At 59.9% G+C, this 18,713-nt stretch carries 19 protein-coding genes; 17 read left to right on the top strand and 2 right to left on the bottom strand.

Annotated elements, in window-relative coordinates:
* Positions 1-123 precede the first annotated feature (123 nt).
* Positions 124-870, top strand: a complete 747-nt coding sequence (locus N434_RS12305) for a YebC/PmpR family DNA-binding transcriptional regulator (protein ID WP_110758067.1) — start codon at positions 124-126, stop codon at positions 868-870.
* Positions 871-981: 111 nt separating this feature from the next.
* On the opposite strand, the gene N434_RS12300 is transcribed toward N434_RS12305, so the two are convergent.
* Together N434_RS12300 and N434_RS12295 are read right to left on the bottom strand one after the other, a co-directional pair.
* Positions 982-1,983 carry an LLM class flavin-dependent oxidoreductase gene (locus N434_RS12300; RefSeq protein WP_110758065.1) on the bottom strand — a complete coding sequence of 334 codons (1,002 nt, stop codon included), beginning with the start codon at positions 1,981-1,983 and terminating at the stop codon, positions 982-984.
* A gap of 145 nt (positions 1,984-2,128) precedes the next feature.
* Complete coding sequence (locus N434_RS12295; protein WP_110758343.1) at positions 2,129-4,438, bottom strand: methyl-accepting chemotaxis protein; 2,310 nt, start codon at positions 4,436-4,438, stop codon at positions 2,129-2,131.
* A 246-nt stretch (positions 4,439-4,684) separates the two neighbouring features.
* On the opposite strand from N434_RS12295, the gene ruvC reads away from it, so the two are divergent.
* From ruvC to ftsH, 16 genes are all read left to right on the top strand, one after another.
* The gene (gene ruvC / locus N434_RS12290; protein ID WP_003523217.1) at positions 4,685-5,197 is read left to right on the top strand and encodes a crossover junction endodeoxyribonuclease RuvC; all 513 of its coding nucleotides are present in this window, start codon (positions 4,685-4,687) and stop codon (positions 5,195-5,197) included.
* 28 nt (positions 5,198-5,225) lie between these two features.
* On the top strand, positions 5,226-5,843 hold the full coding sequence (ruvA, locus tag N434_RS12285) for a Holliday junction branch migration protein RuvA (RefSeq protein ID WP_003523218.1): 618 nt from the start codon (positions 5,226-5,228) through the stop codon (positions 5,841-5,843).
* Positions 5,844-5,971: 128 nt separating this feature from the next.
* A complete protein-coding gene (ruvB, locus tag N434_RS12280; RefSeq protein ID WP_077985282.1) occupies positions 5,972-7,012 on the top strand; it encodes a Holliday junction branch migration DNA helicase RuvB in 1,041 nt (346 codons plus the stop codon).
* Positions 7,008-7,136, top strand: coding sequence for an HVA1 family protein (locus N434_RS26200; RefSeq protein ID WP_181423965.1), 129 nt, complete (start codon positions 7,008-7,010; stop codon positions 7,134-7,136). Before ruvB ends, N434_RS26200 begins: the two co-directional genes overlap by 5 nt.
* Positions 7,137-7,172: 36 nt before the next feature.
* Positions 7,173-7,751, top strand: a complete 579-nt coding sequence (locus N434_RS12275) for a DinB family protein (RefSeq protein ID WP_110758340.1) — start codon at positions 7,173-7,175, stop codon at positions 7,749-7,751.
* Complete coding sequence (locus tag N434_RS12270) at positions 7,751-8,278, top strand: NUDIX hydrolase (RefSeq protein ID WP_110758342.1); 528 nt, start codon at positions 7,751-7,753, stop codon at positions 8,276-8,278. The genes N434_RS12275 and N434_RS12270 overlap by 1 nt, the downstream gene beginning before the upstream one ends.
* On the top strand, positions 8,275-8,811 hold the full coding sequence (locus N434_RS12265) for an NUDIX hydrolase (RefSeq protein WP_110758064.1): 537 nt from the start codon (positions 8,275-8,277) through the stop codon (positions 8,809-8,811). Before N434_RS12270 ends, N434_RS12265 begins: the two co-directional genes overlap by 4 nt.
* Positions 8,808-9,248, top strand: coding sequence for a tol-pal system-associated acyl-CoA thioesterase (gene ybgC, locus N434_RS12260; protein ID WP_080829202.1), 441 nt, complete (start codon positions 8,808-8,810; stop codon positions 9,246-9,248). Before N434_RS12265 ends, ybgC begins: the two co-directional genes overlap by 4 nt.
* Before the next feature lie 261 nt (positions 9,249-9,509).
* Positions 9,510-10,229 carry a protein TolQ gene (gene tolQ / locus N434_RS12255; RefSeq protein ID WP_003497570.1) on the top strand — a complete coding sequence of 240 codons (720 nt, stop codon included), beginning with the start codon at positions 9,510-9,512 and terminating at the stop codon, positions 10,227-10,229.
* A gap of 58 nt (positions 10,230-10,287) precedes the next feature.
* Positions 10,288-10,749 (top strand): protein TolR, encoded by a 462-nt coding sequence (tolR, locus tag N434_RS12250; RefSeq protein WP_003506238.1) that lies wholly within the window; start codon positions 10,288-10,290, stop codon positions 10,747-10,749.
* A gap of 9 nt (positions 10,750-10,758) precedes the next feature.
* Positions 10,759-11,928, top strand: a complete 1,170-nt coding sequence (tolA, locus tag N434_RS12245) for a cell envelope integrity protein TolA (RefSeq protein WP_110758062.1) — start codon at positions 10,759-10,761, stop codon at positions 11,926-11,928.
* A 20-nt stretch (positions 11,929-11,948) separates the two neighbouring features.
* Positions 11,949-13,256: a Tol-Pal system beta propeller repeat protein TolB gene (gene tolB, locus N434_RS12240; protein ID WP_065117462.1), complete on the top strand. Its 1,308-nt coding sequence runs from the start codon at positions 11,949-11,951 to the stop codon at positions 13,254-13,256.
* Between the two features lie 209 nt (positions 13,257-13,465).
* Positions 13,466-13,996 (top strand): peptidoglycan-associated lipoprotein Pal, encoded by a 531-nt coding sequence (gene pal / locus N434_RS12235; RefSeq protein WP_065117406.1) that lies wholly within the window; start codon positions 13,466-13,468, stop codon positions 13,994-13,996.
* Positions 13,997-14,154: 158 nt separating this feature from the next.
* The gene (gene ybgF, locus N434_RS12230; RefSeq protein ID WP_181423959.1) at positions 14,155-15,168 is read left to right on the top strand and encodes a tol-pal system protein YbgF; all 1,014 of its coding nucleotides are present in this window, start codon (positions 14,155-14,157) and stop codon (positions 15,166-15,168) included.
* A 30-nt stretch (positions 15,169-15,198) separates the two neighbouring features.
* Complete coding sequence (tilS, locus tag N434_RS12225) at positions 15,199-16,536, top strand: tRNA lysidine(34) synthetase TilS (RefSeq protein WP_110758061.1); 1,338 nt, start codon at positions 15,199-15,201, stop codon at positions 16,534-16,536.
* Positions 16,537-16,690: 154 nt separating this feature from the next.
* Positions 16,691-18,655, top strand: coding sequence for an ATP-dependent zinc metalloprotease FtsH (gene ftsH / locus N434_RS12220; protein WP_110758059.1), 1,965 nt, complete (start codon positions 16,691-16,693; stop codon positions 18,653-18,655).
* Positions 18,656-18,713 lie beyond the last annotated feature (58 nt).

Raw genomic sequence — 18,713 nt, 5'->3', positions numbered from 1 at the left:
CGAGAAGCGGATAAATCAGTTCCTTTCATTGTTCGCGGAAGAGAAAGCGCCTGCGGGCTTGAACGATGGGCCTATCGCACTTATAAGGCCCGCAATCTCCAAATTACGACAATCAGGTTTTCCATGGCTGGTCATTCACAGTTCAAGAACATCATGCACCGCAAGGGCAAGCAGGACTCAGTACGGTCCAAAATGTTTTCCAAGCTTGCGCGCGAAATCACCGTTGCGGCTAAAACGGGCATGCCCGACCCGAACATGAACCCGCGCCTGCGTCTGGCGATCCAGAACGCCAAGGCCCAGTCCATGCCGAAGGACAATATCGAGCGTGCGATCAAGAAGGCCGCCGGTGCTGACAGTGAAAACTACGATGAAGTCCGTTACGAGGGTTACGGCCCGGGTGGCGTCGCCGTCGTCGTCGAGGCCCTGACCGACAACCGCAACCGCACCGCCTCCAACGTACGCTCCATCTTCACCAAGGCTGGTGGCGCACTCGGTGAAACCGGCTCGGTCTCCTTCTCCTTCGACCGCGTTGGCGAAATCACCTATAAGGCGGAAGTGGGCGATGCCGACAAGGTCATGGAAGCGGCCATCGAAGCGGGCGCTGACGATGTCGAATCCTCCGAAGACGGTCACACCATCATTTGCGGTTTCGAAGCGATGAACGAGGTTTCCAAGGCGCTGGAAAGCGTGCTGGGCGAAGCCGAAAGCGTCAAGGCCATCTGGAAGCCGCAGAACACGGTGCCGGTGGATGAGGAAAAGGCGCAGTCGCTGATGAAGCTCATCGACAATCTCGAAGACGATGACGACGTGCAGAATGTCTATTCCAACTTCGAAGTGTCCGAAGAAATTCTCGCCAGGCTTTCCGCCTGACGTTACATGTTTCAGAAAAAGCCCCGGCAGCGATCCGCTCCGGGGCTTTTTTGCCTAGAGCACTATCAAAGATAGGTGGCACCCGGTTTCCGTCCGGAGTGCCTGAAAACGCTAAGCGGCCTTTTTGATGGAGGTCCGCACGTCGGCAAAAATTTCCACCGATCGCAGCCGCTTTTCGATGTCGTGGATCGGCATCGAGACGATCAGCTCGTCCGCCTGTGTTTCCGCCAGGAAACCGTCGAGATGGCGTTCGATCGTTTCGGGTGAACCGACGGCGGCGAAACGCAGGGTATGTTCCACCGAGAACCGCTCCATTTCGTTCCAGTAGCCGTCCATGCTGTGCACCGGCCTGGGGAACTGCGTGCGCACATTGCGGCGCAGGTTCACGAATTGCTGCTGCGACGAGGTGAAGAGATGTTGCGCCTCCTCGTCCGTATCGGCACCGACACCCATCACACCCACCATCACATAGGGCTTGTCCAGCACCTCGGAGGGCTGGAAGCGCTCGCGATAGATATGGATCGCCTCCATCAGCATATCCGGGGCAAAATGTGAGGCGAAGGAGTAGGGCAGGCCAAGGGCTGCGGCGAGATGCGCGCTATAGGTGCTGGAGCCGAGCAGCCACAGTGGCACGTTGGAATTCATGCCCGGCACGGCGAGGATTGCCTGATCCTGCTGAGGCGGGCCGAGGTAACGCTGCAGTTCGATGATGTCCTGCGGGAAGTTTTCCGCACCGGCATCCAGATTGCGGCGCAGCGCCCGCGCTGTGCGCATGTCGGTTCCGGGCGCACGGCCAAGCCCGAGATCGACACGGCCGGGAAGGAGCGCGGCAAGCGTGCCGAACTGTTCGGCAATGACAAGGGGGGAGTGGTTGGGCAGCATGATGCCGCCGGAACCGACGCGGATATGTTTCGTGGCCGCGCCCACATGGGCGATGACGAGTGATGTTGCGGCACTGGCAATGCCCGGCATGCCATGGTGTTCCGCCAGCCAGATGCGGTTATAGCCGTGTTCCTCGGCCTTGATCGCCATTCGGCGGGAATTTTCAAGCGCCTCGCTGACGCTCTCGCCTTCGCCGATCGGCGACAGGTCGAGAATGGAAAAGGGGATCATCCGACGCTCCTGCGAAATTTAAATCTTTGCTGCGGATGTAAGGCGCGTGTCCCGATTTACCAGAGAAGTCGCGCAGAATTGAAGGATGGTTCAAAAAAATTGGGGCCTCCGAAGAGGCCCCGGTATTTTGTCGGCTGGACCGGTCTTAACCCGCCCGCCTGAATTGCCTGTTTTCGCGATATCCTGCGGCTTCGTTCTCCGAAGCCAATATGAACTGCCCGAGCCTGCCGTCCATTTCACCCGCCTCGGAGGCGAGATTGTGAATGGCGGCCGTCGTTTCCTCCACCATGGCGGCGTTCTGCTGGGTCATGGTGTCGAGGCTGGTGACGGTGCTGTTGATTTCCGAAAGCGTGTGCGCCTCCTCGCGGGTAGACTCCATGATTTCTTCGATACGCGTGCTGATGGTCTGCACGTGTATGCCGATGCCGGTCAGCGAAGCACCTGCCTTTTCCACTAGCGCCACGCCGGCGGAAACCTCGTCTGTGGAGCGCTTCAGAAGGCTGGTGATTTCCTTTGCGGCGGCGGCCGAACGCTGCGCCAGTTCGCGCACTTCCTGCGCCACGACGGCAAAACCCTTGCCTGCGTCGCCGGCACGCGCGGCCTCCACACCGGCATTGAGCGCGAGAAGGTTGGTCTGGAAGGCGATTTCATCGATAACGCCGATGATCTGGTTGATCTGGCGCGATGAGGTCTGGATCGCCTCCATGGCGGCGATGGTCTGCTCCATCACGCGGCTCGAAGCCGTTGCCTCCGTGCTGGCGTCGCGGGCGATCCGCGTTGCCTGTTCGGCGCGTTCGATCTGGTCGCGGACGGCTTCCGTGATTGCCTTGATGGCGCTTGCCGTTTCGGTGATGGAGGCTGCCTGCCGCTCGGTGCGTTCCGCCAGCTGGTCTGCCCCCACCCGCATCTCCTCGGAGCCGCCACGAACGGCGGCCGAATTGCCGCCAATGGCCTCCATGGTTTCACTGAGCCGGGCAAGCGCGGTGTTGAAGTTGTGGCGCAGGCTTTCGAGATCATCGGGGAAAACGGTATCTATGCGATAGGCGAGATTGCCATTCGCCAGCCGATCGAGCCCCTCATCCAGCGACTGCACGACCATCTGCAGGGTGCCGGCCTCTGCCTCCCGTTCCGCAAGATGCGCGCGCCGGGCCGTTTCGGCTTCTTCCCGGGTGCGCGATGCGGTTTCTTCCATCTCCCGCTGCAGGATGAGTTTTTCACGGAAACTGCCGAGCGCACGCGCCATGCGGCCAATTTCGTCCTTCCGATCCTGATTGCCGATTTCGGCATCGAGACGGCCGGCGGCTACCTCGCCGGTCAGGCCGGCAAGCTTTTCCAGTGGGGCGAAAAGACGGCGTGCGAAAAAGGCCGTCGTCGCGCACATGGCGGCGAGAACGCAAAGGCCGATCACGGCAAGCGTGCCGGCAATCGAGATGGAGCCGGCGTTCAACTCGCTGCGCAACATGCTTTCCACCGCGAGGTATTTTTCACCGGAGAAAGAGAAGGGGCGGGCATAGGCATTGGCTTCGCCATCCGCGCGGTCGATCTTGGCGATGGTCATGCCCGCCGCGTTCAGGGCGTCGCCGTGGAAATCGTAGATGGCCGGGTCGAGGCTGATCAGCCTGTCGCCCTCAACGCCAAGAACCTTGCCATCGGCGGATATGATCGCGGATTGTTCCGAACTGCCCGCTACGACGCCTTTCGTCAGAATCTGGCTGAAAACGCCTTCCTTGACCTGGAAGAGGACGATGCCCTTGAACGCACCGAATTTGACGACCGGAACGCCGAAATAAATACCGGCTTCTTTCGTCGCCGCATCGATCCGCAGGCCGGAGAAACTGGTCTGCGCAACATCGTTGACCGCCTTTTCGGCGTTCGCCGCGCCTTGCGCGAAGGCCGTACCGAGGCCGCTTTCCGCGAAGGTGCCGTCCTTGACGGTCTCCCCGAAAGCTCGTCCCTTCAGATAGGAATAATAGACCGTGCCGGCGGGATCGATGAAGAGAACGTCGCTGAACGGTGTTCCCTGAAGATAACCGGCTATATCCGTCTGGGTTTTTTCATGGGTGGAATAATAAAAGCCGCTCGGGCTTTCCGGTTTGATCAGTTTTTCCCTGTCGCCGAATGGGTTTTCCTTGACGAAGACGCGCTGCAGTTCCGCCTTCGCATCACCGGAATTCTTCTGCACGGTCGCCCAGCCGCTGCGCATGGAGACGACAGCCATCTGCAGGGATTCGATCTTGGCGATGGAATCCGCCTGCGTTTTCAGCTGCTCAAGACGCTCCTGGAGCATGTCGCCGCGAAAGACGAGAATGCTCTCCATGGATTTCGACGCCTGTTCCTCGAGAACGCCGCTGCTGCTTTGATAGCCGAGAAGCGTCAGAGCGCCGGTGGAGATCGCCATAAGTGCCAGGAAAATCACCAGCACCTTGGTGGATATGGAATGAAAACGGTTCAGCATGGCCGATGCAGCCCCCAATGCCGGATCAGTTCCCGCGCCATCACGGATGGCGCCATCGGACGGCTGATATGGCGAACATATTGTGCTGCGGATCATCATGTCCGCAGCTCCCCTTTTTTGATTTTGTGGGGAACAATGCGGTACGCGGTTTAAGCAGAGGTAAATGCTGCACTGCAAATTTGATCAATGTTGTCGTTTTGTTCACTTATCGCTGGCAGGGTCGCAGCCGGAAAGATAAGGTAACTCATGCAAAAGACGATTCGAATCATCGGCATCGATCCCGGGCTGCGGCGCACCGGCTGGGGTGTCATCGACACCCTCGGCAACAGCCTGCGGTTTGTCGCTTCCGGCACGGTGACGTCGGATGGCGATATGGATCTCGCCTCCCGGCTATGCCAGCTGCATGACGGGCTGGCGGACATCGTGCACAGCCATCAGCCCGATGAGGCGGCGGTGGAGCAGACCTTCGTGAACAAGGATGCTGTCGCCACGCTGAAACTCGGTCAGGCGCGCGGCATCGCCATGCTGGTGCCGGCACGCGCTGGCTTGCCGGTCTTCGAATATGCGCCGAATGCGGTCAAGAAGGCCGTCATAGGCGTCGGGCACGGCGAAAAGCAGCAAATTCACATGATGCTGAAAATCCTGATGCCGAAGGCCGAATTCAAGGGTAACGATGCGGCGGACGCGCTCGCCATCGCCATCTGCCACGCCCATAATCGCGGTGGTGACAGGATGCGGCGGCTGCTGGCGGCCGGTTGAATATAAGTCTTACTGAGCGGGCGGCATCATGATCGGAAAATTGAAGGGCAGCATCGAGGAAATCGGCGCGGATTACGTGCTGGTGGATGTGCACGGCGTTTGTTACGTCGCCTATTGTTCGGCGCGCACGCTGTCGAAAATCGGCTCCGTCGGGGAGGCGGTGGTGCTGTTCATCGAAACCTATGTGCGTGAGGATCAGCTGAAACTGTTCGGCTTTCTCTCGGCACTGGAGCGGGAATGGTTCAATCTGCTGCAGAGCGTGCAGGGTGTGGGCTCGAAAGTGGCCTTGGCCGTCCTTTCCACGCTCTCGCCATCCGAACTCGCCAATGCCATTGCGCTACAGGACAAAACGATGATCTCACGCGCACCCGGCGTCGGGCCGAAGGTGGCCGTGCGTCTTGTGACCGAACTTCGCAACAAGGCACCCGCCTTTGCGGGAGAGGCTTCGGCGTCCATCGGGCTCAAGCAGGAGCTTGGCGAAGGCGTTGCTTCCGCGCCGGTGGCAGATGCCGTCTCAGCGCTCACTAATCTCGGCTATTCGCGTGACCAGGCCGCCAATGCGGTTGCCGCCGCGCTGAAGAATGGCGGTGAGGGCGGCGATAGCGCCAAGCTGATCCGGCTGGGGCTAAAGGAGCTTTCGCGGTAAGAACGGCTTGTCAGGCGCACGTGGAGCCCATGCATATCCTGAATTTCGTGAAGCGCCTTGTTGCGATAGTCATGATATAGCGGCGGCGGTTACCTGATGAATTCGGCTATAACAATGGAATGCCCTGAATGAGCGATGCGGAAAGACTGATTACCCCGGAAAAGCGCGGTGAGGATATCGACACCACGCTGCGCCCGCAGTCGCTGGATGATTTTACCGGCCAGGCGGAGGCCCGCGCCAATCTCAAGGTGTTCATCGAGGCCGCCAAGAACCGTGGCGAGGCGCTGGATCACGTGCTGTTCGTCGGCCCGCCCGGTCTCGGCAAGACGACGCTGGCGCAGATCATGGCCAAGGAGCTTGGCGTCAACTTCAAGTCCACCTCGGGGCCGGTCATTGCCAAGGCAGGCGATCTTGCAGCGCTTCTGACGAATCTGGAAGAACGCGATGTCCTCTTCATCGACGAAATTCACCGCCTCAACCCAGCGGTGGAAGAAATCCTCTACCCCGCCATGGAGGATTTCCAGCTCGACCTCATCATCGGCGAGGGGCCGGCGGCGCGCTCGGTAAAGATCGACCTCTCCAAATTCACCCTTGTTGCCGCCACGACCCGCCTTGGCCTGCTGACGACACCGCTGCGCGACCGTTTCGGCATTCCCGTCCGGCTGGCTTTTTACACCGTCGACGAGCTGGAACTGATCGTCCGGCGCGGGGCGCGGCTGATGGGGCTGAACATGACCGATGAGGGCGCGCGTGAGGTGGCAAGGCGCGCTCGTGGCACGCCACGCATTGCCGGACGGTTATTGCGCCGTGTGCGCGATTTCGCGGAAGTGGCGCGGGCGGAAGCCGTCACGCGTGAGATTGCTGACGAGGCTTTGACGCGGCTTCTAGTCGACAATATGGGCCTCGACCAGCTGGATATGCGTTATCTCACCATGATCGCCGTCAATTTTGGCGGCGGTCCCGTTGGCATCGAAACCATCGCGGCGGGCCTGTCTGAGCCGCGCGATGCCATTGAGGACATCATCGAACCCTATATGATCCAGCAGGGTTTCATCCAGCGCACGCCACGCGGGCGTATTCTGACCGCAACCGCCTGGAAACATCTCGGCATGCAGCCGCCGAAGGATCTCGAGGCCGCGCAGTTCCGGCTGACGCTGGAGGACGATTGAGCGCACAATCGCCGGCTCCACGATCAAGCGGAAACCGAGCAAGGACGAGCCCGCTTTTCTGATCGAACAGGAAGATGGCACAAAGGTTCTGAAAAGCAGACCGGAGCTTGAGCGGGCTGATTGAACAACGCCGTCATCCGGTACTCAAGGAGGGATGTCGATGCCTTACGATCCGCTGCGGATTTTCCGCAAACTCGCTCGCAACAACCGGCTGGCCAATTTTCGACTGCATCAGGCCTGTCTGCAGCTTTCGCAGGAGGCGTTCATCGCTCCGCGCGTCAGTTTTTTCCCCACTCTCAGGGCGACGCTGAACCACATCTACACCGTTGACCGCTTCTATATCGATGCCCTGCAGGGTGGAACGCTTGGTCTGGCGGCCTTTGCCGAAGAGGAGCCCTTCGCCACCATGGCGGAACTGCACAGCGCCCAGACGGAACTTGACGAGGTGCTGATCGCCTTTGTCGATGGGCTCGATGAAGGCGGCCTCGTGGCCACGGTCAATATCCATCGTGGCGCGCGTATCCAGCAGGATCGTTGCGACGATGTCCTCTCCCATCTTTTCCAGCATCAGACGCATCATCGCGGGCAGGCGCATGCCATGCTGTCCGGCACGGCGATAAAGCCGCCGCAATTGGATGAATTCATTGTGGGAGATGATGCAAAGGCGAGAAAAGAAGAGATGGATGGGTTAGGGTGGACGGAAGATGATTTGATGTTTCCAGCCCACAGGCCAGCATGATGACGCATGATAACAAAAGCCAGGACACTCGCATCCGCATGAAATTCAAGCCGAAGCGCATCTTCCAGATGCGCGTTGCGGGTCTGGCGTTTCGTGATGGCCATGTGCTGGTGCACCGGGCGTCGCATGAAAAATTCTGGACCTTTCCGGGCGGTCGCGCCGAAATGGGCGAACGCTCCGAGGAAACGCTGGCGCGTGAAATGGTGGAGGAGCTTGGCGTCGAGGCCAAGGTCGGGCGGCTGCTCTGGGCGGTCGAAAATTTCTTCCATTATGAAGGCAAGGACTGGCACGAACTCGGCTTTTATTACCTGATGGACCTGCCGGAGACGCTGGCCTTTCATCCGACAGACATCATCCACCGGGTTCAGGATGGCGACAACGAACTGGAATTCCGCTGGGTTGCGGCAACGCGTGAGGCGTTGACGGAACTGGATATTCCGCCCTATTTCATCGCCGACGAAATAGAACACCTGCCCCAGACCACAAGACATCTCGTCTGGCATGACGGCGATCTGGACGATAAATGACTTTTGCCCCCGAACGCCACATGATCCGGCTGGACCGCAAGCCGCAGCTTTTCAGCATGCGCGTGGCGGCGTTGATCTTCCAGAACGGCCATGTTCTCGCTCAGCGCGGCACAACGGACAGTTACTGGGCCCTGCCGGGCGGACGGGCGGAAATCGGCGAAAGCTCGGAGGAAACCATCATCCGCGAAATCGGCGAGGAGCTTGAGCGAGATTGTTCGGTCGAACGCCTTTTATGGTCCGCCGAGAATTTTTTTGCTTACGGCGATTATGCCGCGCATGAGCTGGCGTTTTATTATCTGGTGTCGCTTCATCAGCCGTTTCCCTTTCATGAAAGCGACATCGCTCACCGGGTGCTGGACGGTGTCGAGGTGGAGTTCCGCTGGTTGCGCGCGCAATCCTCCACTCTGCTGGAGCACGATCTCAGGCCTCGTTTTATTGCAGACCGCATTGAGGTGCTGCCGCCGCGCCATGAGCATCTCATCGTCCGCGAAGGTGGCATCGATGCGGACGCACTTACCAAGGAGACATTATGAGCGAGCTTGTAGTTCCGCTTTCCGGCGAACTCATCGAACATGGGCACCGCCTGACACAGCGCGTCTATTATGAGGATACGGATTTTTCCGGTCTCGTGTATCACGCGCGCTACCTGCATTTCCTCGAGCGCGGCCGTACCGATTATCTGCGTTGCCTCGGCTGCGAGCAGAGCGCGCTTCTGACCGCTGACGAGGAGGGCCTTGTCTTCGTCGTTCATCGCATGGAGATCGATTTCAAGACCCCGGCGCGGATGGATGACGTGTTGACCATCACCACCGTTACCGAAAAGGCTGGCGGCGCAAAAATGGTGCTCAATCAGGAAATCCGGCGTGGTGAAACACTGCTGGTCGCCGCCAAGGTCATCATCGCCGTCATCAATGCCAATGGCCGGCCAAGGCGCCTTCCCGAGACGGTGGCGGAAAAATTCCTGAAGTAATTGGCGGCCGGGTTCAGTAAATCCACCCGGCGTGCCCCGGCTGTAACACTCCTTTAACCATAATGGTGTCTTACTTTAGCAACTGGCATTTGTGCGGCGCACGCCTTCCTTTCACCAAATTTATTGGCAAGTAAGGCTTACTGGCAAGTATCGGGGTATGGCAAAGGGGTTAACGGCTGCGGCCGCATGACTTCGAGCGTTAACACGCGTTTGAATCGCCCGGTCCCGTACCGGGCGTTTGGATTCGGGGATTGGATATTTATGGAACAGGCAGGTTTGGCAGCGGCGACGCACGATGTAAGTCTCTGGGCACTGTTTATGCAGGCGGGCCTCATCGTGAAGCTCGTGATGATCGGACTTATCGCCGCCTCGGTCTGGACGTGGGCGATCGTATTCGACAAATATGTGAGCTTCGGCAAGGCAAAGCGGCAGTTCGACCAGTTCGAACAGGTGTTCTGGTCGGGCCAGTCGCTCGAGGAGCTTTATCGCACGCTGGCGGAACGCCAGAATGGCGGTCTTGCGGCTATTTTCGTTTCCGCCATGCGGGAATGGAAAAAATCATTCGAGCGCGGCGCGCGTTCGCCCATCGGTCTGCAGATGCGCATCGACCGGGCAATGGACGTGACGATTGCGCGTGAAGGCGAACAATACGAGGCCCGCCTCGGTTCGCTGGCGACCATCGGTTCGGCCGGTCCCTTCATCGGCCTCTTCGGTACGGTTGTGGGTATCATGACCTCGTTCCAGGCTATTGCCGGTTCGAAGTCGACCAACCTTGCTGTTGTGGCGCCCGGTATCGCTGAAGCGCTTCTGGCAACGGCCATCGGCCTTGTCGCGGCTATTCCGGCGGTTATCGCCTACAACAAGTTCACGGCCGACGCGCACAAGCTTTCCGCCCGTATGGAAGGTTTCGCCGACGAGTTCTCCGCGATCCTGTCGCGCCAGATCGATGAAAAACTTCAGACACGGCAGGCCGCCCAGTAAGCGGCCCGGTATGCATGCTGTGCAGTAATTTGCCGCAAGGCAAAATGGAGTAGATGGTATGGGTATGTCAGCAGGTGGCAGCGGCGGCGGTTCCGGTGGACGCCGGGGTGGGCGTGGCGGACGGCGCAAAGGCGGCGCGATCAGCGAGATCAACGTGACGCCGCTGGTCGACGTCATGCTTGTGCTGCTTATCATCTTCATGGTGGCCGCGCCGATGATGACGGTCGGCGTGCCGATCGATCTGCCGCAGACCTCCGCCAATGCGCTGAATTCGGACACGCAGCCGATCACGATTTCCGTCAATGCCAATGGTCAGATCCATTTGCAGGAAACCGAAATCCAGGCGGCTGAAGTGGCCGACAAGCTGCAGGCGATTGCCACGACTGGTTATAACGAGCGCATTTTCGTGCGTGCGGATTCCGTTGCCGCTTACGGCGTCGTTGCCGATGTGATGGCGCGCATCCAGGCGGCGGGCTTCAAGAATATCGGCCTTGTGACTCAGCAGAAACAGGACAATTGACGTAAAACGATGAAGGGCAGCCTTACCACATCCGCGATCGTGCACGCGTCGCTTCTGGCCTTTGCCCTTGTTTCCCTGGGCTCGCCGGAACCGCTCGACGTGTCGCAGGCCGAAGCCCTGCCTGTGGAACTGGTGCCGATCGAGGAATTGACCCAGATCCAGCAGGGCGACAAGAACGCTCCGAAGGCCGAAAAATCGGCTCCTGTTCCGACTACACGCCCTGATATCATCGAAAACGCCCAGAATATCGGTAATAACACGGCCGATATAGAGGCGCCGCCGACGCCGACGACAAAGCCCAATGACAATATCAGCGCCGCTGCCCCGCCAAAGCAGGAAAAGCCGCAGCCGGTCGTCGATACCAAGGCGAATGAAATAAAGGAAATCGTCAAGGAAGAAACCTCGGCTCCCAAGCCGCAGGAAATGGCCGCCTTGCCGCAGACCAAGCCGGAAATCGCGCCGCAGCCGAAGACGGAACCGCCGCCGCAGGAAACCAAGGCGGAAGAACCGCCGCCGGCCACGCAGGAGCCGGCCGAAATCCCCGTGCCGCAGAACGTGCCGCGCCCGAACTCCCGCCCCGAGCCGCCGAAGCCGGAAGAGCCGAAGCAGGCAGAAACCAAGCCTGCAGAGCAGAAGCCCGCTGAAAAGCCGGCCGAGACCAAGCCCGATCAGGCAAAGTCCACCGACAAACCTTCTGACAAGAAGCCGGGCGAGAAGAAGCAGGAGACGGCGAAATCCGCTTCGTCCAAGGAAAGCGATTTCAACGCCGACGATATCGCCGCGCTTTTGAACAAGCAGGCGCCCTCCGGTGGCGGGGCGAAGCGGTCGACGCAGACGGCGTCGCTTGGCGGCAAGAAAACAACGGGCGGCTCTACGCTCAGCCAGACGGAAATGGATGCGCTGCGTGGCGCGATCCAGAAGAACTGGCAGATCATTCCCGGCATGGCGGATGCCTCGGACGTTCGCGTCCGGGTGACCATGAAGCTCGACCGTGATGGTTCCATCATCGGTCGGCCCGAGATCGAGGCCACGGGCGGTTCCGAAGGAACGCGCCGTGCTCTTTCCGGCGGAGCCTATCGCGCCATCATGCGTTCTGCTCCGTTCACGAACCTTCCTGCCGACAAATATGATGCATGGAACGAAGTCGTCGTGAACTTCGATCCCAGTGAATTGCTATGAATGCTGAAAGGCCTGGCAACATGAAGATATTTTCGCCGATCCGGCTGGTGCTCGCTGTCGCGGCCCTCATGTCGGTTTTCTCCGCACCGGCTTTTGCGCGGGTGGAAATCAACATCAACAAGGGCAATGTCGAGCCGCTGCCCATCGCCATCACCGACTTCATGTCGAGCGACGGCATCGGCGCGCAGGTTTCCGCGGTCATCGCCGCCGACCTGCAGCGTTCCGGTCTCTTCGCGCCGGTCAATAAAAGCGCCTTTATCGAAAAGATCAGCAATCCGGATCAGCAGCCGCGTTTCGAGGACTGGAAGGTCATCAACGCCCAGGCGCTCGTGACCGGTCGTGTGACGCGCGAAAGCGATGGCCGCCTGCGCGCCGAATTCCGCCTGTGGGATACGTTCGCCAACCAGCAGATGACCGGCCAGCAGTTCTTTACCCAGCCGGAAAACTGGCGCCGTGTCGCCCACATCATCGCCGATGCCATCTATGAGCGTATCACCGGTGAAAAGGGCTACTTCGACACCCGTGTCGTTTTCGTCTCCGAAAGCGGCCCGAAGACGGCCCGCAAGCGCCAGCTGTCGATCATGGACCAGGACGGTTTCAACGTCCGCAACCTCACCAATTCGAACGACATCGTTCTGACGCCGCGTTTCTCGCCGAACCGCCAGGAAGTGACCTACATGTCCTTCGAAGGCCAGCAGCCGCGCGTTTACCTGTTGCAGCTGGAAACCGGACAGCGCGAAGTGGTCGGCAATTTCCCCGGCATGACCTTCTCGCCGCGCTTCTCTCCGGATGGCCAGAAGGTCATCATGAGCTTGCAGCAGGATGGCAATGCCAATATCTACACGATGGACCTGCGCTCTCGCACCACGACGCGGCTGACGAACACGTCGGCCATCGATACGGCGCCGTCCTATTCGCCTGACGGTCAGCGCGTCGCCTTCGAAAGCGACCGCGGCGGCCGCCAGCAGATCTACGTCATGAATGCCGATGGCTCCGGCCAGCAGCGTGTTTCCTTCGGCGATGGTTCCTATTCCACGCCGGTCTGGTCGCCGCGCGGCGATCTGATCGCCTTCACCAAGCAATCGGGCGGCAAGTTCTCGATCGGCGTGATGAAGACCGACGGTTCGGGCGAACGCATCCTGACCAGTGGCTTCCACAATGAAGGCCCGACCTGGGCGCCGAATGGCCGGGTGCTCATGTTCTTCCGCCAGAACGCCGGTGCCGGCGGTCCGCAGCTCTATTCGATCGACCTGACGGGCTATAACGAACAGCTCATCAAGACGCCGACCTTCGCTTCGGATCCGGCATGGTCGCCGCTTCTGGACTGATATGACTGCCATGACGGCGCCGGTACGAACCGGCGCCGTCATGTTTTACGCATGCCATACGGGAAAGCGCCTCTTTCTTGCCGCAAAGTGTTGTGAGGGAGCAAAAAAGTGGGACATTTCCTTTCTGTTAACCATAAGCGTTTGCCGGCTATTAACTGCGATCCGTTAGTGTCTGGCAACGTTATTGAAATTCCAAGGAGAGACCGGCGATGAGCCGTACACATATTTCGGCACTCAGCCCCATGCAGAAACTGGCCCGTAACCCGGCTGTCATCGCCATGACGCTCGCGCTTGCCCTTGCAGGCTGCGCGAAGAAGAACATGCCGAACAACGCCGGTGAACTCGGCCTTGGTGGCGCGGGCTCCGCAACGCCGGGCTCCCAGCAGGACTTCACGGTAAACGTCGGCGACCGCATCTTCTTCGATACGGACTCGACCTCGATCCGCGCCGACGCCCAGCAGACCCTGCAGCGCCAGGCGCAATGGCTCGCCCGTTACCCGAACTACGCCATCACCGTTGAAGGCCATGCCGACGAGCGCGGTACGCGTGAATACAACCTGGCGCTCGGCGCCCGTCGTGCCGCTGCAACCCGTGACTTCCTGGCGTCCCAGGGTGTTCCGGCAAACCGCATGAAGACGATCTCCTACGGCAAGGAACGTCCGGTCGCCGTTTGCGACGACATTTCCTGCTGGTCGCAGAACCGCCGCGCCGTGACGGTTCTCGGTGGCGCGGGCATGTAATCGCCTGACGCATTTGTGAACGTGAATGAAAGGCGGTCTTCGGGCCGCCTTTTGTTTTTTTCATAGTTTGGCCGAAGTTAAGTTGCTTTTTCAGTTGATATGGAAAGAATCCGGCTTGCGTCATTCCGGCGCAAATCAGTTAAGGCAGGACGAATGAGATGAAGAAACTTGTCGTGGCGGGAATGCTGGGGCTTGCAGCCTGCACCGGCTTGAGCGGCATCGCCGTTTCGGGTCCGCTGTTCGGTGCGGGGGGTAGCTTCGGCACGATCAACTCTCAACAGGCCCCGGTCGTCCGGGTTCAGGCCAATGAAGCCTATCGGGTTCAGCAACTTGAAGAACAGATCCGGCAGCTCAACGGCCGTATCGAGGAAATGAGCTTCCAGCTTCTGCAGATGCAGGAAACGATCCGCAAGGCGCAGGAAGACAATGAATTCCGCTTCCAGGAACTGGAAAGCGGCAATGCCGGCGCCAAGGGCGCAAGCCCGACGGCGCCGAAAAAGAAGGCGGAGGCCAGTCCGGTCAGTCCGGGCACGCCGCCGACCGACGACGTTGCAACCATCATCGAAACGCCACCCGAGGGTGGCGCTTCCGTTTCGCCGTCTGTTCCGTCCAATGCGCCGACAAGTGCTCCGGGAGAAACGACGCTCGGTTCCATCGAACTCGATTCCCGGGGAATGCCCGTTGGCGGCACTCTCAACCAGAACGCCAACAATTCGTCCGGCAGCCTTCCCGGTGTGACCACCGGTAACGGCACCCGCAAGGCCGATCCGGTCAACACGGCGGCGCTGACCAGCGAAAGTGATATTTACCAGGCCGCTTATGGCCACGTCCTTTCCGGCGACTACAAGCTGGCGGAACAGGGTTTCCAGCAATATCTGCAGGGCTACCCCAAGGGCACCAAGGCAGCGGATGCGAGCTTCTGGCTGGGCGAGGCGCAATATTCGCAGGGCAAGTTCAACGAAGCCGCAAAAACCTTTCTGAACGGCCATCAGGCCTATGGCAAATCCCCCAAGGCTCCCGAAATGCTGATGAAGCTCGGCATGTCGCTTGCCGCTCTCGATAATACCGAAACCGCCTGCGCCACGCTGCGCGAGGTGCCGAAGCGTTATCCCAATGCTTCCAAGACCGTTTTGAACAAGGTTGCGAGCGAACAGAAGCGGCTGAGCTGCTGATCCCTTTCCTGCCATCGCGGCGGTGTTTCCATGCCGGTTGATGCCCGCATTCCAGGCGAAATGACAGTTGCGCCGCTTCCGGCGGCAAGGTCCTTTGTCGCAACTCTCCGCAAACCTTCCCATATTCTCGTTGCAATTTCAGGCGGCAGCGATTCCACGGGCTTGTTGCTGGCACTGCATCAGGCAATTGCGGAGGCGGGCTGTGACCGGCTACGACTTTCCGCCGTCACCATCGACCACGCGCTGAGAGTGGAATCAGCCGCGGAGGCCCGCCAGGTCGCCGCGCTTTGCCTTGAACTCGGCGTTTCCCATGTTACGCGCCGGTGGGAGGGCGCCAAACCCGCTTCAGGTCTTTCCGAAGCCTCCCGCCTTGCCCGCTATCGTCTGATCGCCGAAGTTGCCGATGAGATCGGCGCCGACCTTGTGATGACGGGGCACACGATCGGTGACCAGCGCGAAACCGTGGCGATGCGTGCCGCCCGGAACGCCGGAGGTGATAATCTCGGCCTTTCCGGCATGGCGGATGCGGTTCTATACGATGGCCGCCACTGGATAATGCGGCCGTTTCTTGCCTGTGAAAGACAGGCGATCCGCGATTACATACTGTCACGCTCGCAAAGCTGGGTGGACGATCCCAGCAATGAAAATACCGGGTACGAGCGCGTACGGGTAAGGCAGGCGCTTCCCGGTTCTGCTGCTTGTCTTGATGCGGAAGCTGCCATCAAACGACGGAAGCTCTCTGAAAAGACGGCCGATTTCCTGCGCGGGCATGTGCAGGTCTTCCATGCCGTGCTTGCCGGGATACCCGCGAACAGCGTGGCGCCCGATCGTTCCGAATTCAGGCATGGACTGGCGGCGCTCATCGCCACGCTGGGCGGACGGGCCTATTTTCCGGCTGCAAGCAGCATGGAGCGGGTTCTGCGTTTTCTCAAAACCCGTGAAAACGGGCGGATGACGGTTGGCCGTGTTCTGCTCGACCGCCGACGCGACGGGCTTTATATTTTCCGCGAGCAGCGAAACCTGCCGGAGCTTCAGATTGAGGCGCATGGGCAGGGGCTTTGGGATGATCGCTTTCTTGTGACAAACGGATCGGCGTTTCCAATCCTTGTCACGGCGGGCAGGGTAGACGATGCCCCGGGAGCGGAAGTGCTTTTTCCGTCGGCACCCGTCGGGGTGGCTAAACCGGCCATGGCCGGCCTGCCGCAAATCGCCGCAGCGCCCCCTTACGCGACATACCTGACAGAGGGTGTGAATATCAGGCCGAGGCTCGCACCATTCGATCTTTTTTTGCCGCGCTTCGACCTTGAGTTGGCAAATGCAATCGCTGTTTTGTGCGGGCGCGCCACATATCCACAGCCCCCGGTTTAAATCCGGCCTCTTTTTCGTGAATTGCCATGGAATAGTTTTTACACCAAAACGCATCAGATAACGCCCTTCGCCTTGGCAACGGCAGATGTCGTCCTTATGTTAGGGGCACGTAATAGCGGGCAGCAGACATGCCCGTGTGAGTTCGGGGAGTTCGATGAACCCAAATTTCAGAAATTTCGCCTTGTGGGCCGTGATCGCCCTCTTGCTGATCGCGTTGTTCAGCATGTTCCAGACGTCGCCGACGCAAACGGGTTCACGGGAAATTCCGTACTCCCAGTTTCTTCGCGATGTGGATTCCGGGCGAGTTCGCGACGTGACCGTCACCGGTAACCGGGTTCTCGGAACCTATACCGAAAACGGCACGGCCTTTCAGACCTATTCCCCCGTCATTGACGATAGCCTGATGGAGCGCTTGCAGAGCAAGAACGTGACCATCGTGGCGCGTCCCGAAAGCGACGGCTCCTCCGGTTTCCTGAGCTATCTCGGCACGCTTCTGCCGATGTTCCTCATCCTTGGCGTCTGGCTGTTCTTCATGCGGCAGATGCAGGGCGGTTCGCGTGGTGCGATGGGCTTTGGCAAGTCCAAGGCCAAGCTCCTGACGGAAGCCCATGGCCGCGTGACGTTTGACGATGTCGCCGGCGTGGACGAAGCCAAGCAGGACCTTGAGGAAATTGTTGAATTCCTGCGCGATCCGCAGAAATTCCAGCGCCTCGGCGGTAAAATTCCGCGTGGTGTGCTGCTCGTCGGCCCGCCCGGCACGGGTAAGACCCTTCTGGCGCGCTCCGTCGCCGGCGAAGCCAACGTGCCGTTCTTCACCATTTCCGGCTCGGACTTCGTGGAAATGTTCGTCGGCGTCGGTGCAAGCCGTGTGCGTGACATGTTCGAGCAGGCCAAGAAGAATGCGCCCTGCATCATCTTCATCGATGAAATCGACGCCGTCGGTCGCCATCGTGGCGCCGGTCTCGGCGGTGGTAACGATGAACGCGAACAGACGCTGAACCAGCTGCTGGTCGAAATGGACGGCTTCGAGGCGAATGAGGGCATCATCCTCATTGCCGCCACCAACCGTCCTGATGTTCTTGACCCCGCACTTCTGCGTCCGGGCCGCTTCGACCGTCAGGTCGTCGTGCCGAACCCTGACATCGTTGGCCGCGAGCGTATCCTCAAGGTGCATATCCGCAACGTGCCGCTGGCGCCCAACGTCGACCTCAAGGTTCTGGCCCGCGGCACTCCCGGTTTTTCGGGCGCGGATCTGATGAACCTCGTCAACGAAGCCGCCCTCATGGCCGCCCGCCGCAACAAGCGCGTGGTCACCATGCAGGAGTTCGAGGACGCCAAGGACAAGATCATGATGGGTGCGGAGCGCCGCTCCTCCGCCATGACCGAAGCCGAAAAGAAACTGACCGCTTATCACGAAGCCGGCCATGCCATCACCGCGCTGAAGGTTGCCGTGGCTGATCCGTTGCACAAGGCGACGATCATTCCGCGTGGCCGTGCGCTTGGCATGGTCATGCAGCTGCCGGAAGGCGACCGCTACTCCATGAGCTACAAGTGGATGGTGTCGCGTCTCGTGATCATGATGGGTGGACGCGTTGCCGAGGAATTGACCTTCGGCAAGGAGAACATCACCTCGGGCGCGTCTTCGGATATCGAGCAGGCCACCAAGCTTGCCCGTGCCATGGTCACGCAATGGGGCTTCTCCGATGCGCTCGGCCAGGTGTCCTATGGTGAAAATCAGCAGGAAGTCTTCCTCGGCCATTCCGTCTCGCAGTCGAAGAATGTCTCCGAGGCGACGGCCCAGACGATCGATACCGAAGTTCGCCGCCTGATCGATGAGGCTTATGCCGAGGCACGCCGCATCCTGACGGAAAACCACGACGGTTTCGTCGCGATTGCCGAGGGCCTCCTTGAATACGAAACCCTGACGGGTGACGAGATCAAGGCTCTGCTGAAGGGTGAGAAGCCTGCCCGTGACCTGGGCGACGATTCTCCCGGCAGTCGCGGTTCGGCGGTGCCGAAGGCCGGCACCAAGAAGGATGGCCCGAGCGAAGCGAAGGGTGATGGCGAAGCCAAGGGCGACGGCGAGGCCGAAGGTGGCATGGAGCCGCAGCCGCACTGACTGTCAGCGCCGGGCGAGTGATTGTAAAAGGCCATCCGGTTCTCCGGATGGCCTTTTC

Origin of the sequence: Rhizobium sp. UGM030330-04, assembly GCF_003208455.1 — a bacterium.
GTDB lineage: Bacteria > Pseudomonadota > Alphaproteobacteria > Rhizobiales > Rhizobiaceae > Agrobacterium > Agrobacterium rhizogenes_A.
Note: the sequence above shows the minus strand (reverse complement) of the source record. Positions and strands in the feature narration are given on the sequence as shown.

Excerpts from the sequence above, each read along its gene's own strand:
- ruvA (WP_003523218.1), top strand. The coding sequence starts at position 5,226 with ATGATCGGAAAATTGAAGGGCAGCATCGAGGAAATCGGCGCGGATTAC.
- tilS (WP_110758061.1), top strand. The coding sequence starts at position 15,199 with ATGCCGGTTGATGCCCGCATTCCAGGCGAAATGACAGTTGCGCCGCTT.
- N434_RS12275 (WP_110758340.1), top strand. The coding sequence starts at position 7,173 with ATGCCTTACGATCCGCTGCGGATTTTCCGCAAACTCGCTCGCAACAAC.
- N434_RS12295 (WP_110758343.1), bottom strand. The coding sequence starts at position 4,438 with ATGCTGAACCGTTTTCATTCCATATCCACCAAGGTGCTGGTGATTTTC.
- N434_RS12265 (WP_110758064.1), top strand. The coding sequence starts at position 8,275 with ATGACTTTTGCCCCCGAACGCCACATGATCCGGCTGGACCGCAAGCCG.
- tolB (WP_065117462.1), top strand. The coding sequence starts at position 11,949 with ATGAAGATATTTTCGCCGATCCGGCTGGTGCTCGCTGTCGCGGCCCTC.
- N434_RS12300 (WP_110758065.1), bottom strand. The coding sequence starts at position 1,983 with ATGATCCCCTTTTCCATTCTCGACCTGTCGCCGATCGGCGAAGGCGAG.
- ruvC (WP_003523217.1), top strand. The coding sequence starts at position 4,685 with ATGCAAAAGACGATTCGAATCATCGGCATCGATCCCGGGCTGCGGCGC.
- ftsH (WP_110758059.1), top strand. The coding sequence starts at position 16,691 with ATGAACCCAAATTTCAGAAATTTCGCCTTGTGGGCCGTGATCGCCCTC.
- tolQ (WP_003497570.1), top strand. The coding sequence starts at position 9,510 with ATGGAACAGGCAGGTTTGGCAGCGGCGACGCACGATGTAAGTCTCTGG.
- tolR (WP_003506238.1), top strand. The coding sequence starts at position 10,288 with ATGGGTATGTCAGCAGGTGGCAGCGGCGGCGGTTCCGGTGGACGCCGG.
- ybgC (WP_080829202.1), top strand. The coding sequence starts at position 8,808 with ATGAGCGAGCTTGTAGTTCCGCTTTCCGGCGAACTCATCGAACATGGG.
- ybgF (WP_181423959.1), top strand. The coding sequence starts at position 14,155 with ATGAAGAAACTTGTCGTGGCGGGAATGCTGGGGCTTGCAGCCTGCACC.
- tolA (WP_110758062.1), top strand. The coding sequence starts at position 10,759 with ATGAAGGGCAGCCTTACCACATCCGCGATCGTGCACGCGTCGCTTCTG.
- N434_RS12270 (WP_110758342.1), top strand. The coding sequence starts at position 7,751 with ATGACGCATGATAACAAAAGCCAGGACACTCGCATCCGCATGAAATTC.
- N434_RS12305 (WP_110758067.1), top strand. The coding sequence starts at position 124 with ATGGCTGGTCATTCACAGTTCAAGAACATCATGCACCGCAAGGGCAAG.
- ruvB (WP_077985282.1), top strand. The coding sequence starts at position 5,972 with ATGAGCGATGCGGAAAGACTGATTACCCCGGAAAAGCGCGGTGAGGAT.
- pal (WP_065117406.1), top strand. The coding sequence starts at position 13,466 with ATGAGCCGTACACATATTTCGGCACTCAGCCCCATGCAGAAACTGGCC.